General features: G+C 66.2%; 16 protein-coding genes. 5 read left to right on the forward strand and 11 right to left on the reverse strand.

What is annotated here, in order from left to right; all coding sequences use genetic code 11:
* Positions 1-6: 6 nt before the first annotated feature.
* Positions 7-2,394 carry an immune inhibitor A domain-containing protein gene (locus J2Z30_RS13440; RefSeq protein ID WP_078956857.1) on the reverse strand — a complete coding sequence of 796 codons (2,388 nt, stop codon included), beginning with the start codon at positions 2,392-2,394 and terminating at the stop codon, positions 7-9.
* A gap of 319 nt (positions 2,395-2,713) precedes the next feature.
* Here J2Z30_RS13440 and J2Z30_RS13445 point away from each other — a divergent pair, with 319 nt between their 5' ends.
* Positions 2,714-2,995 carry a hypothetical protein gene (locus J2Z30_RS13445; protein ID WP_044574583.1) on the forward strand — a complete coding sequence of 94 codons (282 nt, stop codon included), beginning with the start codon at positions 2,714-2,716 and terminating at the stop codon, positions 2,993-2,995.
* Here the strand turns inward: J2Z30_RS13445 and J2Z30_RS13450 are convergent.
* The 3 genes from J2Z30_RS13450 to J2Z30_RS13460 form a co-directional block, all read right to left on the reverse strand.
* Positions 2,981-3,487, reverse strand: a complete 507-nt coding sequence (locus J2Z30_RS13450; protein ID WP_044574582.1) for an RDD family protein — start codon at positions 3,485-3,487, stop codon at positions 2,981-2,983. The genes J2Z30_RS13445 and J2Z30_RS13450 overlap by 15 nt on opposite strands.
* A 77-nt stretch (positions 3,488-3,564) precedes the next feature.
* The gene (locus J2Z30_RS13455; protein WP_044574581.1) at positions 3,565-4,158 is read right to left on the reverse strand and encodes an RDD family protein; all 594 of its coding nucleotides are present in this window, start codon (positions 4,156-4,158) and stop codon (positions 3,565-3,567) included.
* A gap of 157 nt (positions 4,159-4,315) precedes the next feature.
* A complete protein-coding gene (locus J2Z30_RS13460) occupies positions 4,316-6,058 on the reverse strand; it encodes an RDD family protein (protein WP_044574579.1) in 1,743 nt (580 codons plus the stop codon).
* On the opposite strand from J2Z30_RS13460, the gene J2Z30_RS13465 reads away from it, so the two are divergent.
* Positions 6,057-7,832, forward strand: a complete 1,776-nt coding sequence (locus tag J2Z30_RS13465) for a recombinase family protein (RefSeq protein ID WP_078956856.1) — start codon at positions 6,057-6,059, stop codon at positions 7,830-7,832. The two genes, J2Z30_RS13460 and J2Z30_RS13465, sit on opposite strands and share 2 nt — an antisense overlap.
* 80 nt (positions 7,833-7,912) lie before the next feature.
* On the opposite strand, the gene J2Z30_RS13470 is transcribed toward J2Z30_RS13465, so the two are convergent.
* From J2Z30_RS13470 to J2Z30_RS13495, 6 genes are all read right to left on the reverse strand, one after another.
* Positions 7,913-9,385, reverse strand: coding sequence for a replication initiator (locus tag J2Z30_RS13470; protein ID WP_078956855.1), 1,473 nt, complete (start codon positions 9,383-9,385; stop codon positions 7,913-7,915).
* A 273-nt stretch (positions 9,386-9,658) separates the two neighbouring features.
* Positions 9,659-9,844, reverse strand: coding sequence for a hypothetical protein (locus J2Z30_RS13475; protein WP_198271192.1), 186 nt, complete (start codon positions 9,842-9,844; stop codon positions 9,659-9,661).
* The gene (locus tag J2Z30_RS13480) at positions 9,837-11,183 is read right to left on the reverse strand and encodes an FtsK/SpoIIIE domain-containing protein (RefSeq protein ID WP_052701544.1); all 1,347 of its coding nucleotides are present in this window, start codon (positions 11,181-11,183) and stop codon (positions 9,837-9,839) included. Before J2Z30_RS13480 ends, J2Z30_RS13475 begins: the two co-directional genes overlap by 8 nt.
* A complete protein-coding gene (locus J2Z30_RS13485; protein WP_209468662.1) occupies positions 11,183-11,398 on the reverse strand; it encodes a hypothetical protein in 216 nt (71 codons plus the stop codon). Before J2Z30_RS13485 ends, J2Z30_RS13480 begins: the two co-directional genes overlap by 1 nt.
* The gene (locus tag J2Z30_RS13490) at positions 11,374-11,598 is read right to left on the reverse strand and encodes a hypothetical protein (RefSeq protein WP_209468663.1); all 225 of its coding nucleotides are present in this window, start codon (positions 11,596-11,598) and stop codon (positions 11,374-11,376) included. The genes J2Z30_RS13485 and J2Z30_RS13490 overlap by 25 nt, the downstream gene beginning before the upstream one ends.
* A complete protein-coding gene (locus tag J2Z30_RS13495; RefSeq protein ID WP_044574575.1) occupies positions 11,598-11,972 on the reverse strand; it encodes an SCO3933 family regulatory protein in 375 nt (124 codons plus the stop codon). Before J2Z30_RS13495 ends, J2Z30_RS13490 begins: the two co-directional genes overlap by 1 nt.
* A 184-nt stretch (positions 11,973-12,156) precedes the next feature.
* On the opposite strand from J2Z30_RS13495, the gene J2Z30_RS13500 reads away from it, so the two are divergent.
* Positions 12,157-12,939 (forward strand): GntR family transcriptional regulator, encoded by a 783-nt coding sequence (locus tag J2Z30_RS13500; RefSeq protein ID WP_044574573.1) that lies wholly within the window; start codon positions 12,157-12,159, stop codon positions 12,937-12,939.
* 1,813 nt (positions 12,940-14,752) lie between these two features.
* On the opposite strand, the gene J2Z30_RS13505 is transcribed toward J2Z30_RS13500, so the two are convergent.
* Positions 14,753-15,097, reverse strand: a complete 345-nt coding sequence (locus J2Z30_RS13505; protein ID WP_078956854.1) for a recombinase family protein — start codon at positions 15,095-15,097, stop codon at positions 14,753-14,755.
* Between the two features lie 602 nt (positions 15,098-15,699).
* Here J2Z30_RS13505 and J2Z30_RS13515 point away from each other — a divergent pair.
* Together J2Z30_RS13515 and J2Z30_RS13520 are read left to right on the forward strand one after the other, a co-directional pair.
* On the forward strand, positions 15,700-16,908 hold the full coding sequence (locus J2Z30_RS13515; protein ID WP_078956853.1) for a helix-turn-helix domain-containing protein: 1,209 nt from the start codon (positions 15,700-15,702) through the stop codon (positions 16,906-16,908).
* A gap of 475 nt (positions 16,909-17,383) precedes the next feature.
* Positions 17,384-18,304: a helix-turn-helix transcriptional regulator gene (locus J2Z30_RS13520; RefSeq protein ID WP_044574572.1), complete on the forward strand. Its 921-nt coding sequence runs from the start codon at positions 17,384-17,386 to the stop codon at positions 18,302-18,304.
* Positions 18,305-18,362 lie beyond the last annotated feature (58 nt).

Raw genomic sequence — 18,362 nt, forward strand, 5'->3', positions numbered from 1 at the left:
GTGGATCTAGGAGGCGGACGGTCCAACCTGGACGGTCATCGTCGAGCCACCCGGGAGCTCCTTGAGGATCTTGATCCGGGTATTGGTGTCAGCAGTCTCGACACTGCCGGTCGGGTTGCTCTTGTCCCAGTACGTACCCTTGTGGTCGTCAAAGACCGGAAGGCCCGGCTTCGGCTTCACCTTGGCGGCCTTGCCGTCGTTGTGCAGCGTGAAGCCGTCCGAGGGGAGCCGGCTGAAGGGGGAGTCGTACGCCTGGATCCGGTTGCGCATCAGCGCGCCGTCCGCCCACTTCTCGGCGGCGGGGTGCGCGTCGATCGGCAGGATCAGACCGCTGCCCGGGTGGACACCGACGTTGTTGTCCGGCTGCGAGGTGTCCCACTGCCAGATCAGCAGCCCGTTCTGGTACGGGAAGTGCTCGACCCAGTTGGGCCGGCTGGAGGCCCAGCCGAAGTTGTACGGACCGGTCTTGAGGGTGGTGTCGTACGACACGTACTGGCGGTTCTCGGCGAGGTAGTACTGCGGGTAGTCCTTGGTGAAGGAGCCGCCGATGCGCGAGAAGCCCTTCGCCGTCCAGCCGTTGTCGTCGCCCTCGGCGCCGTCGCTGAAGACCGGGGCGCCGTCCGCGGTCAGGGTGATCGCGTCGGCCGCGAAGCCCTTCTGCGCCACACCGCCGTCGGTCTGGTAGCGGAAGCGCAGGTCGATCTTCTTGCCCGCGTAGGCGTCCAGCGGGAAGGAGAGCTTCTTGTACGCGCCGGAGGTGCCGGTCAGCGCGGGCTTGTCACCGGCGTCGCGCGGGATGGCCTTGCCGTCCGCGGTGCCGTCGACGGGCGTCCAGTTGGCGCCGCCGTCCGTGGAGACCTCGGCGTAGAGGTAGTCGTAGTTCTCCTCGATGTCCCACCAGCCCTGGAGGTCCAGGCTGGCCTTGGACTTACCCGTGAGGTCCACGGACCGGGTCAGGGTGTTCTTGAGGTCGTCACCCATTCCGCTCCACCACTGCTTGGAGCCCTCGGCGGGGGCGACCACCTCGGTGGTGACGGCCTTGGCGGGCAGCTCGACCACCAGCGCCTGCTTGTTCTTGGTGTTGTACTCGGCCACCCCGAGGGTGTGGGTGGACTTCTTACCGGCCTTGGCCGAGGCGTAGTTCAGCCAGCCCAGCTGGAGCTTGTCCCAGGCGTTCATGTCCCCGGGCAGATCGCCGATGGCGTCCTTACCGGTGCCGAGCCAGGATCCCGCGGACATCAGCGACCAGTAGGCGACGGACGACTCCCCCTTGCCGGTGGTGTCGTACTCGTCCGGCAGGCCCAGGTCATGGCCGTACTCATGGGCGAAGACGCCGAGGCCGCCGTTCTCCGGCTGCATGGTGTAGTCGCCGACCCAGATGCCGGTGTCGCCGATCTGCGTACCGCCCGACTTGTTCTCGCCGGGGCCGGTCTTGCCCGCGTCGGTGCCGTACGCGTACCAGCGGTGCGCCCAGATGGCGTTCTCGCCCTGGACCCCGCCGCCCGCGGACTCGTCCTCACCGGCGTGGACGATCTGGAAGTGGTCGATGTAGCCGTCGGGCTCGTTGAAGTTGCCGTCGGCGTCGTAGTCGTAGCGGTCCCACTGGTCGTACTTGGCCAGGTCCGCCTTGATCTGCGCGTCGGTGCGGCCGGCCGCCTTCTGGTCCTTGGCCCACTGGTTGACGCCGTCGCGGATCAGGTCCCAGGCGTTGGCGCAGTTGGTGTCGCCGCAGTAGTTGGAGCCGTAGCGGGCCTCGTTCCAGTCGACCTTGGCCCAGTCGGAGACCTCGCCGTCCACCGAGTAGCGGCCCGAGGACTGCTTCTCGTAGTACTTCTTCAGGGACTCCTTCTTCTTGTCCTTGGAGAAGTAGAGGTCCTGGAAGTGCTGGCGGTTGTAGTCCTTCTGCCAGGCCGTGCTGTTGTCGTCGGCGCGGTCCGGCCGGCCTATGGTGTTGTGCGCCGGGCCCGGGTCGCCGCCGTACTTCTTCACCGGCGGCTTGGGGCCGTCCCCGTCCGGGTCGTACATGGTGGTGTCGTCCACCTTGTCGCCGAACTCGACCAGGATGGTGAAGATCTTGTCGGTCTTCTCCCGGGCCAGCTCGACGTACTTGCCCTTGCCGAGCTTCACGACCTTGGACGCCCCGCGCGTGGTCGCCTTGGTGTCGCCGGAGATGACCTGGCGCAGCGCCTCCTGGCGCTGTGCCTCCCGCTGCTTGCTGTAGGGGCCCTCGAGGTCGTGCTGGACATCCGTCTTCGCGGGCGCCGGATCATGGCGCTCGACACGCGTAGACGGTGCGTCCGCCTGGGCCATGCCGGTCGATAGTGCCGCCGCTCCGAGCGCGGCCACCACAGTGGCTATGGCGGCCGATCTGGCCGTCCTCCGTTGGCTGTTCACTCGCTCAGTCCTCCCCTTTCCACACCAGTGCCGGACATTTGACCGGAGTGGCAGGAGAAAAGACAGACCTTGACTTGGACTGGTGAGACAAGTACGTTCTGCGATCCCGATGTTCCGTTTAACGGACAGCAACGGGCGCGCCATGCACGCCGGTTGGCACACCCGATGATTCCGTGCGCCCCCTGTGCAACGGCGTCGTGGGTGAGGTCACGCTTACTTCCGTTCCCCACGGGCATGCAGGACCGTAGAGTCAGGACTGACGGTGCACTTCAGCCTGACTCATGCCCCCTGCATATCGCCCCCGAGGACGGATCCCGCCATGCCGCGTCCGACTCCTGCACAGCTTGCCTATGGTTCGGCCACCGTCGTTCTCTCGACCTTCGCCATGCTGCTGCTCTCCCAGACCCGATCGGGGCTCGGGGTGGCGGTGGTGACCGTGGTCGGGCTGGTTCTCGGGCTCATCGTCGCTGTCACCGTGCCGGTGGCCCGGGTGTCCCGCCCCGGCCGCACCGTCCGCACCAGCCGCCCGGTGGCGGGGTCCGGACCGGCCGACCCGGCGCGGGCGCACACCCGGGCGCACGCCGACTCACTGCACGGCTGACACCACGACGGTCCGCGCGGCCTTGTCGTGCAGACAGCGCTGGAACGGCTTGTCCCACAGCAGTGAGACCGAGTTGACCAGCCAGAAGACCGTGCCGACCAGCAGCGGGATGAGCATCCCCGGCAGCACGTAGACCGCCGCGCGGACCCAGCCCTGACCGGCCGGCACATTCCCGTCGGACAGCATCGCCACCCGGATGCGCAGTGCCTTCTTGCCGAGCGTCTGTCCGCTGCGGGCCAGCATGACGCCCTCGTAGCCGAAGTAGAGCGCCATCGTGATGACGAGCGCGAGAGTCACCTTGCCCATGTCCTGCTCGCCCGGGTGGTCCATCGTGTACTGGAGCGCGCCGGTCGCCGTGAGCGCCACCGTCCAGATCGCGCCGAGGATGACGATGTCGATGAGCCGGGCGGTGAAGCGCTGACCAGGGGTGGCCAGCGGGGGCATCCCCGGGGGGATCACAGGCGGGGGCGAGGACAGCGGGTCGGGGGCCATGCCCCCGATTACATCAGCGCTCCCGGAGGACCGGAAGCTCAGGGGGCACCTCGGGGGCTCGGGGCGCACCCCGGGGATCAGGGCACGGCCGAGACCACCAGCGTCTTGGCCGCCTTGTCGTGCAGGCACTGCCGGTAGGGCCGGTCCCAGGTGCACCACAACACATTGATCAGCCAGAAGAGGAAGCCACAGCAGGGCACGATCTCGGGCAGGGCATACACCCCGGCGCGCAGCCAGCCCGCCTGGCCGGCCGGCGGCCGCCCGTTCTCCAGCATGGCGACCCGGATCTTCATCGCCTTCTTGCCGACGGTCTGGCCGTCCCGGGTCAGCATCAGCCCCTCGTAGAGGAAGTAGACCAGGACGTAGACCAGCGTGACGGTGGTCGAACGCGCGCTGCCCTCGATCGGGTCATAGCCCCCGGCGATCGCGGTCACGACGAGCCCGACCGGGATGCCGATGAGCAGCGCGTCGATGATCCGGGCGATCAGACGGCGGCCGAGGTGCGCGAGCGGGGGCATCCCGGCGTACGGCTCGGGTCCCGCGGTGTGGTCCCCGTGGTCCCCGTGGTCCCCGTACGGGGAGCCGTTCGCACGCGGTTGTTTTGCGAACGGATCGCTGCTGTCCCGGTCCCGGGGCTCGTCGGACCCGGGCGGCGGCTGGTCGGTGCTCATGGCCCGAGTCGACCCCGGAGCCGGGACCGCCGCATCCGGCGCGCCCCGTTCGGGCGACCGGGATCGTCCATCCGCCGCAGCCGGGGCGGATGTTCGGTTCGGCGGAGGGCGGCTCGGTCGGCCGGCGCTCAGTCGGCGACGCTCAGTCGGCCGGCGCTCAGTCGGCCGACGCGACGAAGGTGCGGGCCGCCTTGTCGTGCCAGCACTGCCGCCACGGGCGGTCGAACAGGCACCACAGCACGTTCAGCACACCGATGACGAGCACCCCCAGCACCGAGTAGACCAGCCAGCGGCGCAGCGCGGTGCCGAAGGACGGGGTGTCGTGCTCCTCGATGTCCAGCACCCGCACCCCGCACAGCCTCTTGCCGAGCGTGCGGCCCCACTTGGCGGTCGGCAGAGTCTCCAGGACGACGCCGAGGACGAGCAGCAGACCGAGGACGATGCCCAGATAGCCGCTGGTGGTGCCGTCCAGGAAGTAGACCGTGACGGTCTCGCCGCTCTGCTTGGCCGTCTCGACCTTCTCGTCGATGTGGTCGCTCGCCTTGCTCCACAGCGGGAACGCGACGGCGCCGACGACGCCGAGCAGCACGACCGAGTCGATCAGCCGGGCGGCGAGGCGGCGGCCGAGCGAGGCGGGCCGGCCCTCGGCCTGGGCGGCCAGGAGGAAGGGATTGTCGACCGGCGGCTTCCAGGGGATGACGCCCTCGGGCGCGCCCGGGGCCGCGCCGTGCGGGGCCGCCTGGGGCGCCGCCTGCGGGGCCGCCTGGGGAGCGTGCGGGGCGGCCTGCGGCGGGCTCTGCGGCGGGCCGGGCTGCTGGGTGAACTGCCCCTGCGGCTGCCAGGCAGGGCCGCCGCCCTGGGCGGGGATACCGCCGAAGGGCTGCTGGGGCTGCTGGGGCTGGTGTGTCTGCGGAGGCTGCTGGGGCTGGTGCGGGGGCTGGGCCGGGGGTGCGGCCTCGGCGCCCTTGCTCGCGCCGCCGCGACCGATCGCCCGGATCGCCATCGTCCCGTCGTCCCGGCCCGCCGTCTGGCCCCGGCCCTGGTCCCAGCCCTGGTCCTGCCCCTGACCCTGCCCCTGGCCGGTCGTGGGTGCCGCTCCGCCGCCGCGCCCCACCGTGCGGAACGTCATCGTCCCGTCGCCCGCCGGGGCGGGGGTCCCGCCCTCGTCCGCCGGGGGCAGCTCCGGGGCCCGGCGGACGGGCGGCAGGGCCTGCGTCGAGCGGTCCGACGTGCGCCCGCTCCCGCCCGCGCGCATGGTCAGCGTGCCGTCATCGCGCCCGGCGTCCTCACCCGGACCCGCGCGGCGCGGGTCGGGCACGCCGGGCCACTGCCCGCCACCGGCTTGTCCCCCACCGGCCTGGGGGTCGCCGGGGGCGTCCGGCTCCGCGCCCCAGGAGATCCGGCGGTCCTGCTCACCGCCGAACCCGCCCTGCTGGGCGGCGTCCGCGTGCCAGGCCGTGCCGGCGTCGGGGCGGGTGCCGTGCAGCCGCTGGGGATCGTTCCAGTCCACGGACGCCGGAACCCCGCCGGGCGGCACCGGCTGCGCTCCCATGCCACCGCCCGCGGCCTCGGGCGGCCCGCCCGCGCCCCGGACGTCCATCTCGGCGCTCCGGCGCAGCTCGGGCAGTGCGCTGCCGGTCTCCTCGGCGGCCTGCGGCGCCGGATCCTCGTCCAGGAACATCGGGCCCGTCTCGTCCGGCGGCGGGCTGATCACCTGGGTGTGGGTGACCCCGGGCGGCGGCGCGGGCATGGCCTCGCCCTCGGCCGGGGCGGGACGGCTGGTGCCGGGCACCCAGGCGGCGCCGTTCCAGTAACGGATGTAGCCAGGGATGGACGGATCTGGGTAGTACCCCACCCCGGGCATTTCTGCCGAACCCCCGCCACTAGGAGGCGTCGCCATGTCCCCTACTCCCTTCACGGCCAACACGCTTGACCTGTCCGCCGTATCCGGCATCGACGACCCGATGATCACGCAGCTACGCGAGCGAGGCCGCACGACCACCCTGGACCTCTCTGCGGGCTACGCGCAGTACGTACCACAGCGACCGGGCGGATACCTACGTCTCTCTATGCATGACATTAACGAAGAACGACGAGCCCGGAAGGAGGCGTCCAAAAGGAAGACCGCCATCGAACGACAGACCGAGGACATCGAGGCCAAGCGCCAGGCACTCAAGTGGGGCAAGTTCGCCAAGCTGTACATAGACGACGATACGAGCGCCTACAAGAAGAAGAGGATCACCCGCCCTGACGGGAGCGTCGATTGGGTCGTACTTCGCGAAGATTTTCAACAAATGCTGAAAGATCTGCTAAATGGAGTGATTGACGGAATCATCTTCTATGACTTGGACCGCCTCGTTAGGCAGCCAAGGGACCTAGAAGATCTCGCGAATGTGGTCAACGAAGTAAAGCGGCCCGCCATCGGAGCAACAAGCGAACTCAACCTCGTCAGGGAATCCGATTGCAATATGGCGCGCGTCATGTGCGTCATGCTGTTGAAACAGTCCCAGGACACAGCCCGACGCGTTGCCCGAGACACATTAGCAGCAGCTGAGGTGGGAATCCCCATAGGCCGCCTCGGTTACGGATGGGTGCGCAAGGGCGAGGATGTAGGCACGAAGATTGAGGAAGAGGCAAAAGTCGTAAGGCGCATCTTCCGTGAGCTAGTGGAGAAGAATGGAACTCCGTCGTCCATCACACGAGGTCTGACGCTTTCAGAAATCCCCTCTCCGGGTGGAGGCGATTGGACCACGGCCACAGTGAAACTCATTCTCTCGAATCCACGATATGCGGGAATGGTTCTCTACAGCGGACGCCACCGGCTCGAACCATCCAAGCAACACGACGGAATGTCTAAGCTACTCACCGACGAGAACGGGAATCCCGTAATGGGGACCTGGGATGAAATCGTGTCCCCACAGACATGGTTCAAAGCCCAAGGCATTCTAAAAGCACGCCAAGAGCAGAACGGGGTAGACACCACCCCCGTAGGAGGGCATGAATACGGAAAGTACCTACTAACAGGGGTTGTCCGTTGCTACAAATGCAAGAAGCCCATGGAAGGCCGCTGGAACGGAAAGGCGCAATACCACCAGTACCGTTGCCAATCTCGCGGACGAAACGGCGCATGCGGCTCAACCGCACGAAAGATGGCACCCCTTGACGATCTCATAGACATACTCATGGAGGAGTTCCTGATTGAGAAACTAGGAGTTTCACTCAACGAGGGCGATGAAGAAGATGAAGAAATCACCGAGCAGCGCACCGAACTAGAGGAGCAGAAAAGCGCAGCGATCGGGGAAAAGGATCGACTTAAGGAGAAGTGGGAGCGCGGAGAACTCTCTGACGTTGGGTGGTCAAACGAGGATTACTACGAACACATCGGAGTGATATCGAAGAAGATTCGAGAGCTTATCGAGAAACTCGAAGACCTAGGCTCCGCCCCTGACCCCAAAGCCGTAGAGAGCGACCTAATGCTATGGAGGTCAGGGGACAACGTTGAGAAGCGCACGATAATCAAGCGCTACATGAAACACATACAGCTTCTCAAGGGGCCTAAGGGTCGAGGCAAATTCGACCCGAATACCGTAATTCCTATCTGGCGGGAGCAGGGGGGTCGCCCCTCTGGCCGAACCCCCGGAGAAGCGACCGCAGATGTACCCGCTCCTCATTAGTTAGATCCGGAGCACGCGCCAAATGGCGGGCCACCCAAGCGCACACGGCAGGATCATTGCGATTGACCCTGCCGTGCCGCTCAGCCATAAACCCGCCTTCCCTCTTCATTACTTAGCTCAGAGCGACCTATGTCGCGGCTACGGGAAAGGTCTTGCGAAACACCCGCTGCTATCTCTGCCTCAGCGGGTGTATGTCCCGACCGCACGTATCTCCACGCGGACTCAATTTCCGTAGGCACATCAGCCGGAACTGAGCCGCCAGCCGCTTTCGTCTTTCGGTATTCAGCACGGACGGCGCGCAGTTGCTCATAGGTAGTGGAGTAGCGCCGCGACTTGGTGAGCACATGGCCTCGGTAGCCGAGTGCATGAGCCCACAGGCGCAGGCGGAGCGGGGCCAGCTCGACTACGCCGCCCAGGCGCCAACAGGTGCCCATGAGTGCGCGCACATGGGGGCTGATCCGCAGCCGATCGATCTCACCGGCTGATGCGATGCGCCGGTCAATGCCTCCCACTTCCCCCACGCTCTTCGACACGTACTTCGCGATGTACGCGGCAACGGCCTCATCGGTCATCGGCACGCCGTCAATCTCCGAATGCACGCTGTGGATCGCGTGTACGTCGATCTCGGCGCCCCAACGGATGATGTGCTCCCCCAAGCCCGGGGCGTATGGCGTACGGGCCTCAGCGGCCTCTACAGCGCTTCGGACGACCGTCTCTAGAATCTCCGCCGTGACCTCAGATGGCGGAGCGTCCTCGGGCCCGGAAGGGCCATCGACGCGCACCACGGCATGCAAGTGGATAGCTCCGCGTTTCTGATACTCGGCCACCTTGGCAAACGAGACACGGAGATGGGAATTGAGTGTTCTCTGTGTAATCCCCATCGCCGCCGCAAGGTGACGCCTGATCAGAATCGTGGTGCGATTCCAGAGTGCCCCTGTCTTTGCATGCCAGAGCACATGTGCCGCGTAGTCGTAACACCGGCCGCATATGGGCTGTCCGACTCTTGGGTCAGCTTCGGAATGAACCTGATTACATCCGATCGGCCTTCCGTGCGGACATTCCCCGCCATCACGGCGAGGGCGGCATTTACGATCCCTTGAGTCCGTGACTCTGTGTACGGCACCGAATCCAGGCGCTGTCAGAGTGACGAACAGCCGCGGATGTCCGGTCACTGTCGAGGGAACTTCCTTGCCGCCCAGAAGCCCGGCCCGTACCAAATGGAATGTGTCGCCAGCGTGGATGCGCGAGCATGGCGCGCAGCGTGTATCACGCCGATTACCGCACCGCAGGGCCAACACCCCGCCCGGTTCATTGGCGGTGGTGTAGACGCGCATTACGGCACCCGTGACAGCGTCGCGGGTTATGGTCCGCCCAGCCAGGTAAATGGGGTCGGCGCAGCCGCCGATGTTGTGGATTTGGTCGAGCCACCGGCGGAAACCGGGAGCGCCAACCAGTCGGATCATGTCGCGTTCAGTCTCTGAGAGCGTGCGAAGGCGCCCCGCGATTTCGAGTGCGGAGCGCCGCGCACGAGGGGTGTCCCACGGGGACGTCATGCGGCGGTGCCCTTTCTTGGTAGTCCGCCGCCATGGCGGAGAGGCGATCGATGGCCAGGTACACGGGCATTGCTCCTCTAGGGTTTGAGCTGGGGATTGTCACGCTGGGTTCACGCCGGCCGTCACGGTCAGCTATCAGACGTCAGCCCCGTGGCGGACGACGCCGACAGCAGCGGCACCGCCTCAGACGGCCGCCCCGAGTGCGCAGGCGCCACCGACCGCAGGCACGGCACCTCACATACAGGTGAGACATTCCTTCCTCCCCTGGACCCGCTATTTCTGGTAGACCGCCCACTGCAAGAAATCCGTGATGGTCAGCCCCGGAGTGGTGCTTGCCATGGTGAATCCCCAGAGGAAGAAGAGCGCCCCGACCCACCAGACAACTTCTCGGGACCGGAGGATCAGAATGCAGAGCAGGCCGACGACGATCGCAATCGGCATTGCCTGTGCTTCAGTCATTTCCGCCCACCTCCTTATTCACTGCGTCCATGGCACGCACCAGAGCGGGAATGGCCGGTGTCTTGTCGACATTCTGCGCCACGACTTCCCGAGCATCCGCAGTAGTGGTCAGTCGGGACCGCACACGGGTCCAGGTGCCGCCGACCGTCGTAATAGCGACGCCCTGTTCTTCCTCAGTGATCACCTGAGCCGCAACCACTGCGTCTTCAGCAAGGTCACCAAGGGCCATTTCTGCGGTCTGCTGGTCATGCACTCGGTGGCAGATACGGCCGCCGAGCTGAGCCCGCAGAGCAGTTACCCCGGCCCCCAGCTCGGAGCCGATGCGCTGTCCGGCTACCACCAGGTGCAACCCCAGAGCCGCCCCGAGCTGCCCCAGCCGGAGCAGAGCCGTTGAGCACTCGGCCGCCTCTTGCCGACTGACCCGCGATCCGTCGACCAGGTACAGCTCAGCCAGCTCATCGACCAGGAGCACGACCGGCACCGGCCGTACGTGCTCAGGCAGCTCCCAGATAGACCGGGCACCAGCCCTACGGCAGACGGCCATGCGGTCGCGCGCCTCATCCAGGAGCGCCACCAGGAGCGCCAGCGCTTCCGTCCGACTACAGGCCAGCGCGGACAGCCGACGCTCGAACAGCGACAGCTCCATGCCGCCTTTGCAGTCGATACCGACGAGCGCTACCGGCTGCGGTGCCAGCTCAGCCACCAGGGACGCAAGCAGGGTGCTTTTCCCCGATTGGGTCGCGCCGACCACCAGCCAATGCGGCACCTGCCGCATGTCCAGAGTCCAGCCCATACCCAGCTCTGTACGGCCCACCTGCGCAGCGAGTATCCGCCCCGGGAAGCGCTTCGGCTCGGTGCCCGCATCAGTCAGGGGGTCCCGCCAGGTGGCAGTGATCGTCACCTCACCACGCCGAAACGAGACCACCCGAACCGAGTGCATCCGCCAGGCATGCGCCATAGCCGGTGCCGCCTCGATGTACGGAATCGGTGTCTGTCCGGGATGCAGTTGAACCCGCGCCACCAGGCCATCTCGCGTAGGACGTGGCAGCCCCAGCCGAGGCGGGATCATCCGCACAGCCCGGCCCGTCACGATCAGTTCGCGGCCGACCAGTGCACGCGGCGGCTGACGCTGCACCGCCAGGTCGGCGTTCCTGGTGAACCGGCGCCAGGTGAACCGCATCCTGAACACCGCGGAAGGGAAGCCGCCCAAGTACCAGCGCCACGGCAGCGCCCCCAACCGGCGCAGCCCACGAGGCATCGTAGGCAGTCGGTGTTCCCAGCGCGCCTGTGTCAGGAAGGCCAGCAGGAGGAGCAGCCAGACCACCAGTTCCCACGGCATCAGTGATCACCTCCCCGACCGCTACTGCCGTCCTGACGGAGCGTCAGGAGCATGGTTCGAGCGTCGTCGGCGGTCTGCTGAGCAGTGCGCGCCGTGAGCGCCATGACCTCAGCGACCATCGAGCCGCCCTCCATGGCGGTCAGCAAGTCGTCACAGCCGCTCAGCATGCGGAGATTCCGCATCAGCCGCCTCACGACGATGTCGGTGGATTCCACCACTGGTACCCCCCACTTCCAGAGCGCGTGATCATGGTTTGAGCGAGATGCGCGACTGCCAGCGCGACCCGCGCCAGCCGCTCGCGATCACCCGCGTCCATCTGGTCGAAGTCGGCATCCATCTGGCTGGCCAACTCCCGGACATGCCGCCGCAGGGTTGTCCAGTCCACGGCGGCAAGCCGAAGCTCGGACGGATCCATCACGCGTCACCCCCAGACGACGACTTGGCCCGGCCCGCGATCGGCGCCGCCTTCCCCTCGCTCTCCGCAGGGGTGATGGCCACAGCGCGGTAACTGGTGCCACGCCGACCGTCGATCTCCCAGGCCACCGCGACGAGATCCTGAATCCGGACCCGCATACCTTCCGCGACGGTCGGAGCCCCGCCCGGTACGACGACCTCGATCACATCCGCCCGCCGGGATTCCGGCTGACGGACCGAGACGCCGACCACGTAGAGCCGCCGTCCCTCCCGGTCCGTGCGGACTTCTCCTGTCTCCCGATTCACCCGGGGCTCGGGTGGAACGACGCACATCAGTGCGCCCAGACGCGCCACGTCCACAGGGATGGTCTGCACAAGCTCACCTCTCTCTGCGATCACACGAGCACCAGACCTCTCATCTGGTTATTACTCGTACCAATGAGTGAGAGCATGCGCCATGTTGACCCGAAGGGGCAAGCACTTATTCTGATGAGTGCACCTCCACCCCCGTAACCGAGCCGAAGCCCGCCGCAGGGCCAGACCCCGAGGAGCACGCACCATGCCGGGACGCAGCCACAGCACCGACGCTCAGCCGTTGCATAGCGAGCCGCGCTACCGCCAGCTCGCACGGATCTTGGCCGACGCCATCGCAGAAGGCGAAGAAGGCGACTATCCCCCGGGCAGCCAACTGCCGTCTGAGACAGAACTCTTGGAGCGATACCAGGTGTCCCGCAATACGGTCAGGCAGGCGGTTGCAGAGCTGCGCAGGATGGGGCTTGCGGTCAGCCAGCAGGGCAAGGGGACCTACGTCCGCCAGGAGCCCGAGCAGACCCACGCGATCAAGCGGACGCTGATCCGCAAGGGCAAGAAGCTGGAGCTCGGCCATCCGTTCACGATGGCCGAGACCGTGACTGTCACGCGGGGTCACGCACGCGGAACCATCGCCCGCCTCATCGGCCGAGGCGCCGTCCACACCCTCACAGCAGAACTGCTGATCATCGACGAGGACACCGGAGTTCGGGCCGCCGCCGTCACCGTGATCCCGTTCGACATCGCCGACGAAGTACCGGCCCTAGCCGACCGTCCCGACGCCCACCCCGAAGAGCTGTACGCCATGCTCACCGCCGCCGGACACACACTTTCCTTCTGGGAGAACGTGACGGCCCGATCCGCGCGCCCGGACGAGCAAGCCGCCCTCGGCATGGCCGACACGATCCTGATCACGCACCGCGTGACCGAGGACCAGAACGGCCGCGCGCTACTCGTGGAAGAGCTGCGCATGAGCGCGGAGTCCGCCAGCCTCAGCTACCGCATCACACCAACAACGCCCAAGCGCGGCTAACGCGACTAGATCTTCTTTACTTCCTCAAGGGCGCGCCTAGCGGCGCGCCGGTCGGCCAGGCCGCCCCGGACGGCTGCGGCCTAGCGGCCGGTCCGTCCGGACGCCCCGCCGCCCGACACACTCGCTCGGCCCCGGACAGCAAGAAGCCCCCGCATACCGCGCGGGGGCTTTCCTCATGCGTTCGCAGATAGGCGGACCCTTCCCGCGGATTCCACGAACCACCGCGCCGACCAGGCCCGTTCTAGGTGCCGCTCAGCTGTCTCGCCTAACAGCCTCTCACCAGGCTCCGCGCCGGACGCAAGCCACTCAGCAGGTGCACGAGTCCGCATGGTCGCGGGCAGCGAACTTGCTTGGCGCGAAGCCGGGATTCATCTTGCGGCGACCGCACCCCGTGCACGTCACCCACTCACGCCCCCGCCTGTCCTTCTCAACTCGCACCTTGCCGCGCCCGCGAGTCCGTAACGGCGGATCTGGCTTGCGCCTTTCACCGAAGAACCTCATACCGACCTCCCTATGTCGTTCGGTCCCTGGCCATGCTCCGCGCCATCTGCCCCCACAGCAAGGGGCACTCCGCAGCATCCATCGAGGCTGAGCCGTCGTGGCTGGGGCCGACGGCCTACGCGGCTTTTTAGGCAGCCACCACGGGGCGAGCCTCTAAGAACAGGGGGCCAATCGGTCGCAAACGCGGGCAGGATCACAGACCCGCCCGATTCGCCGGGCCAGCGTAAGGCCCCCTGTTCTCTCGCCCCGTGGCAGCTCCCGCCCAAAAAGCCGCTACGGCCGGCGGCGTGCCCACAGCGCGCCGATCCAGCACCGCGCGCTCAATTCACCGACCAGCCGACCACCCAGGCCGCGCCCCCGCGCCGCGCCTGAGCACATCAGCCACCCGCCGAACCGCCTCAGGACTGGCCCGACCCGCGAAACGCACCACGGGCCTGCCCACGCCATCGGTGCTCGGTGTCAGCACCACGTCACCTCTGCTTACACACCCGCCGTCCACGGCAGCCAGCGCGTCAGTCAGGGCATCGGTTGCGTCCCGAGCCTCGCGCCACGCGGCCACGTACCGAGCATCCGGCACCCACACAGCCTCTTCCGGCTGTTCCACCTCTCGCGGCCGCTGATGCTCATCCCACTCAGGGTCACGATCCACCACCGGAGTGGTCACCTCCCCACCCATAGGCCATCCAGCCCCCGCACACACGATCCAATATGACCAGAGTCACTCGTGTCACGTCTGACACTCGGATTTCACTACTGCTCGGGATGGCGTGCGCACGGTCTGTGCGCGTTGAGCCCGAAACAAGCCGCTTCTGAGGGGACACCGCTACCGCGTCCCCGGGTGCCCGCACAGCCCCATTAACGCCACCAGCACCAGGAACCACATCACCAACCCAGGCCGCCAATAGAACATGATCACGTCCTCTCCACTCACAGGGAGCCGACCACTCATCTGGTCGTCACTCGTTCCAATGAGTGCCAGCATGCAGAGACCACCCGGGTACATGTCAACCACTTAGCGCCATACGTGACGGCTGTTAACCACAGCTAGCCAGAGACAACAGAAGGCCCCGCCCACGCGACAGGGGTAGCGCATGGACGGGACCTGAACCGCTTCGGCTACGGCGAGAGAGCCAAAGCGGAGCCAAGAAAGACCAACCAGGGTTGGAATCCCCCGCCCGACACCTACGCGACTGGGAAATCGGGCGGGAGATCCTTTCCACTGCCCTCCTATTCGGAGGTTGCAGCCCGAGAGTGTTCGACCAAAGCCCTCAGGCTGTTCCTGCCCCACTTATGCGGGATTGAGGCAGGAGCTTTACGAAACGGAACTAGCGGTATCGACTGACCAGCACATTCCGCCCGCTCGATGGACAAGACGACGAAGCGCAACCCATTCCTGCGGATCAATGCTGATACGGTCCCAGCCGGAAACAAGGCAGATAGCCTTCCTGCCGTTCCCTTGGTGTGCCATCGCTGCCGCCATCCCACGCCAGTTAAGCCGATTCCCCGAGCCTTGGGGTTCCACCCATTGCCCGGCTACCTCCCAGCCCATCAACCGTGCGTACTCACGGCAGGCACTGATGCGCGATTCAGACGATTCCGCGTCGTCGGCAAATTCGCGATCGTAGATGAACACAAACGCGGGCGCATCGTCGGTCATGACTTCTTTCCTCGGCCAAGATGCTTGTCAATCTTCTTCTTCAGGTCGCGCGCGAGCTTATCCAAGTCCTGAGGAGTGGAGGGACCACCGGATCCCTGCTGTGGCTCTTGCGGATCAGCAGAGGGATTGTTCGCGCTCACCACTCGGCCTCCCGTCGTTTCCGCTCGTGCGCGAGCACATACGGCCGCACGGGATTCGGGTCCGGGAACGGACGAAGGAAGATCAGCGTGTCGGCATCCGGCGACCACACCGCAGCGAGGCTAGGCCGCTGAACCGCCGCTGCCGCATTACACGTGGCTACCGGCGACGCCTGACGCAGCGTCGAGACCACTACCCCCACGGCTCGGTGATGCCCACGGCCCGGAAGTAACCGCCGCAGCAGCGACTCTAAGAGCCATCGGATATGTTTGCCCATGTCGTCAACTCCCTGTAGTTGATGGCCACGCCCCCGGGCCGGTCGGACGGTCGCGGGGGTCCCTTCCATGGCGTCCCATCCAGGTAACTCTGGCCAGGCTCATCCGAACAGTGCATGTTTGATGCACTACTGATGCAGTTCCGCTCAGGGGTCTACCCTTGCCCTAGGCCAAGAGAAGGGTGGGGAGATGCCTGGCAAGCGACAGCGCTTCGCAGATCGCCGCAAGGCACGCGGGTACAGTCAAGAATCATTCGCGGAAGCGGTCGGCACTAATCGCAGCACCGTTTATCGGTGGGAAGCAGGGGATGCCGATCCGCACCCATTCCAGCGTCCGGCGATCCAAAAAGCTCTAGGTATCAGTCCGGAAGAGCTCAATTCTCTCCTGACTGGGGCCTCGGCACAGCCCCAAGCAAACCTATTCAATGCACAGATCGAGTCGTCCGATAATGACGAGTTCGAGGCGTGGGAGCTAATGCGCCGAGTGGAGGCTAGCGACGTCGGCCCAGAAACTCTTAATCGCCTTGAAAAGACATTCGATGATCTCGCGATGGCGTACCCAATTACGTCACCGGAACAACTCTTGCAGCACGTTAAGCAGCATTCTGCTTATGTTGCCCGACTCTTGGACGCCAGAAAGACTCTGAAAGAGCACCGACGCCTATTGGTCGTAGGCGGCTGGCTTTCCCTTTTCGGCGCCACACTCCATATTGACCTAAAGCAGGAGAACGCAGCCACGGCTCGGCTACAGACTGCCGCTGCACTCGCCAAGCAGGCCGAGCATCCCGAAATCCAAGCATGGTGCCTGGAGACAGAGGCTTGGCGCGTTCTGACGTCAGGGGACTACTCGCGTGCCGTCCAGCTCGCCCAGGCCGCCCAAGCCATCGCTCCTTCAGGAAGCTCCGCACTCATCCAATCGACAGCCCAAGAAGGCAGGGCGCGAGCACGCCTAGGGCAGGCCGACGAAACCTACGACGCAATCGAACGGGTGCAAAAGCTGTCCGGGTCCCTTCAGAAGCCAGATAACCCAGAGCACCACTATCGGTACGACCCAGCGAAAGCGCTGGCCTACACAGCAACCACCCTCGCATGGCTTGGTGATCGAGGTGCCGAACCCTATGCACGGGAAGTGATCGCTCGACTGCAACCCGGCACCGATATCACGAAGTGGCCACGCCGCGTAGCATCGGCCAACATCGATCTTGCCTTGGTACTGCTGAAAGACAACCGCCTGGACGAAGCATGCGACTCGGCGTCCAAGGCCATACAGAGCGGTCGAGTGGTCCCCTCGAACCACTGGCGAGGGCTGGAGGTAGTGAAGGCCGTTGAAGCCCGACAGCTACCCGAGGCGTCCGACCTACGCGAGGCGTACCAGGGCATGAAGTCGATCGGCCGCTGATCAACACGGACGCTCGGCCCAGCTCACGAGCAGCGCCCCGCCAACGATCACTGTCCGGCTATTTCCGCAGGTCAAAGCGACCACAGAAAATAGCCGGTTAGTCGTATGAAGGATCAGGATAAAAACCAGGAATGGAGCTGCCGTCCGCGGATCCTGAGGTAGGGGCGCTCATGATCTCCGATGTCCCGTATCTGCTCGGCCGTGCTGTACTGCGCTGCGCCTTTGCGGTGCCTCGCGGTGAGGGTGGGGCGTAAGCAGTTTGCCGTACAGGAGCCGCAGTGCAACCCGGAGCGCGCGGTCAAGGTCTATCAGACCGGCCCACCGGCACCAGCCCACCGCTCCCGCCACCACTCTCCCGTGCGAGCGCCACGAAGCCGTACGAGCGGCGACGGCCCGCATGGCCCCGCCCGGCCTAGGTTCAGCAGACCTACTTTGGCACGCTCAGATGCCTTTTCCGTTGCCAATACTGGAACCCATGGACCGCAACACCGAGCTCAGTGAGTTCCTGCGGAGCCGCAGGGCACGTCTGAGCCCCGGCGACGCGGGCGTGAGCGTGAGCAACGACAGCCCCCGTCGGGTGCCGGGGCTGCGCCGCGAGGAGCTGGCGCAGCTGGCCGGCGTCAGCACGGACTACTACACGCGTCTGGAGCAGGGCCGTCACCTCAATGTGTCGGAGACGGTGCTGGACGCCGTGGCCCGCGCTCTTCAGCTCGACGAAACCGAACGTGCGTACCTCTTCGAGCTGACCCGGCCGCGCCCCCGGCGCACGGTGCGCCGCCGGCCGCCCCGCGCCCAGCGGGTGCGGCCCGGGGTGCACGCGCTGCTGCGCATGCTGGACGGGGTCTCACCGGCCTTCGTCCTCGGGCGCAGGGGCGATGTCCTGGCCTCCAACCAGCTGGCGCGGGCGCTGATCATCGACTTCGAGGCGCTCCCGTACCACGAGCGGAACATGGCCCGTTTCATGTTCCTCGACGAGGCGGCCCGTTCGCTGTGGCCGGAGTGGGAGACGGTCGCGGCGGAGATGGTGGCGTCCCTCCGGCTGGAGGCCGGGCGCCATCCCGACGATCCCCGGCTGACCGAGCTCGTGGGCGAGCTCACCATCAAGAGCCCTGAGTTCCGCACGTGGTGGGCCGACCACAACGTGCGGGAGAAGACCCACGGCGTCAAGCTCTACCACCATCCGGTGGTCGGGGACATGACGCTGGCCTACGAGAACGTGACCGTGCCCGGCGATCCCGACCAGGCTCTGTGCATCTACACGGTCGAGCCCGGCTCCCCCTCCGAGGCGGCCCTGCGGCTGCTGGCGAGCTGGACCGCGACCCCCTCGGTCGATCCTTCCGCGCCCTCGTCCGAAGCGCGTCCTCCGGGGGGACCGTCCTCCGACGTCTCCCCCTGATCCCACCCCTCCCCCCGCACACCCTTTCCCCTTCCCCCTTCCCTCTCCTTACCTCCCC

This window comes from Streptomyces iranensis (assembly GCF_017874715.1).
In the GTDB taxonomy this organism is placed as follows: Bacteria; Actinomycetota; Actinomycetes; order Streptomycetales; family Streptomycetaceae; genus Streptomyces; species Streptomyces iranensis.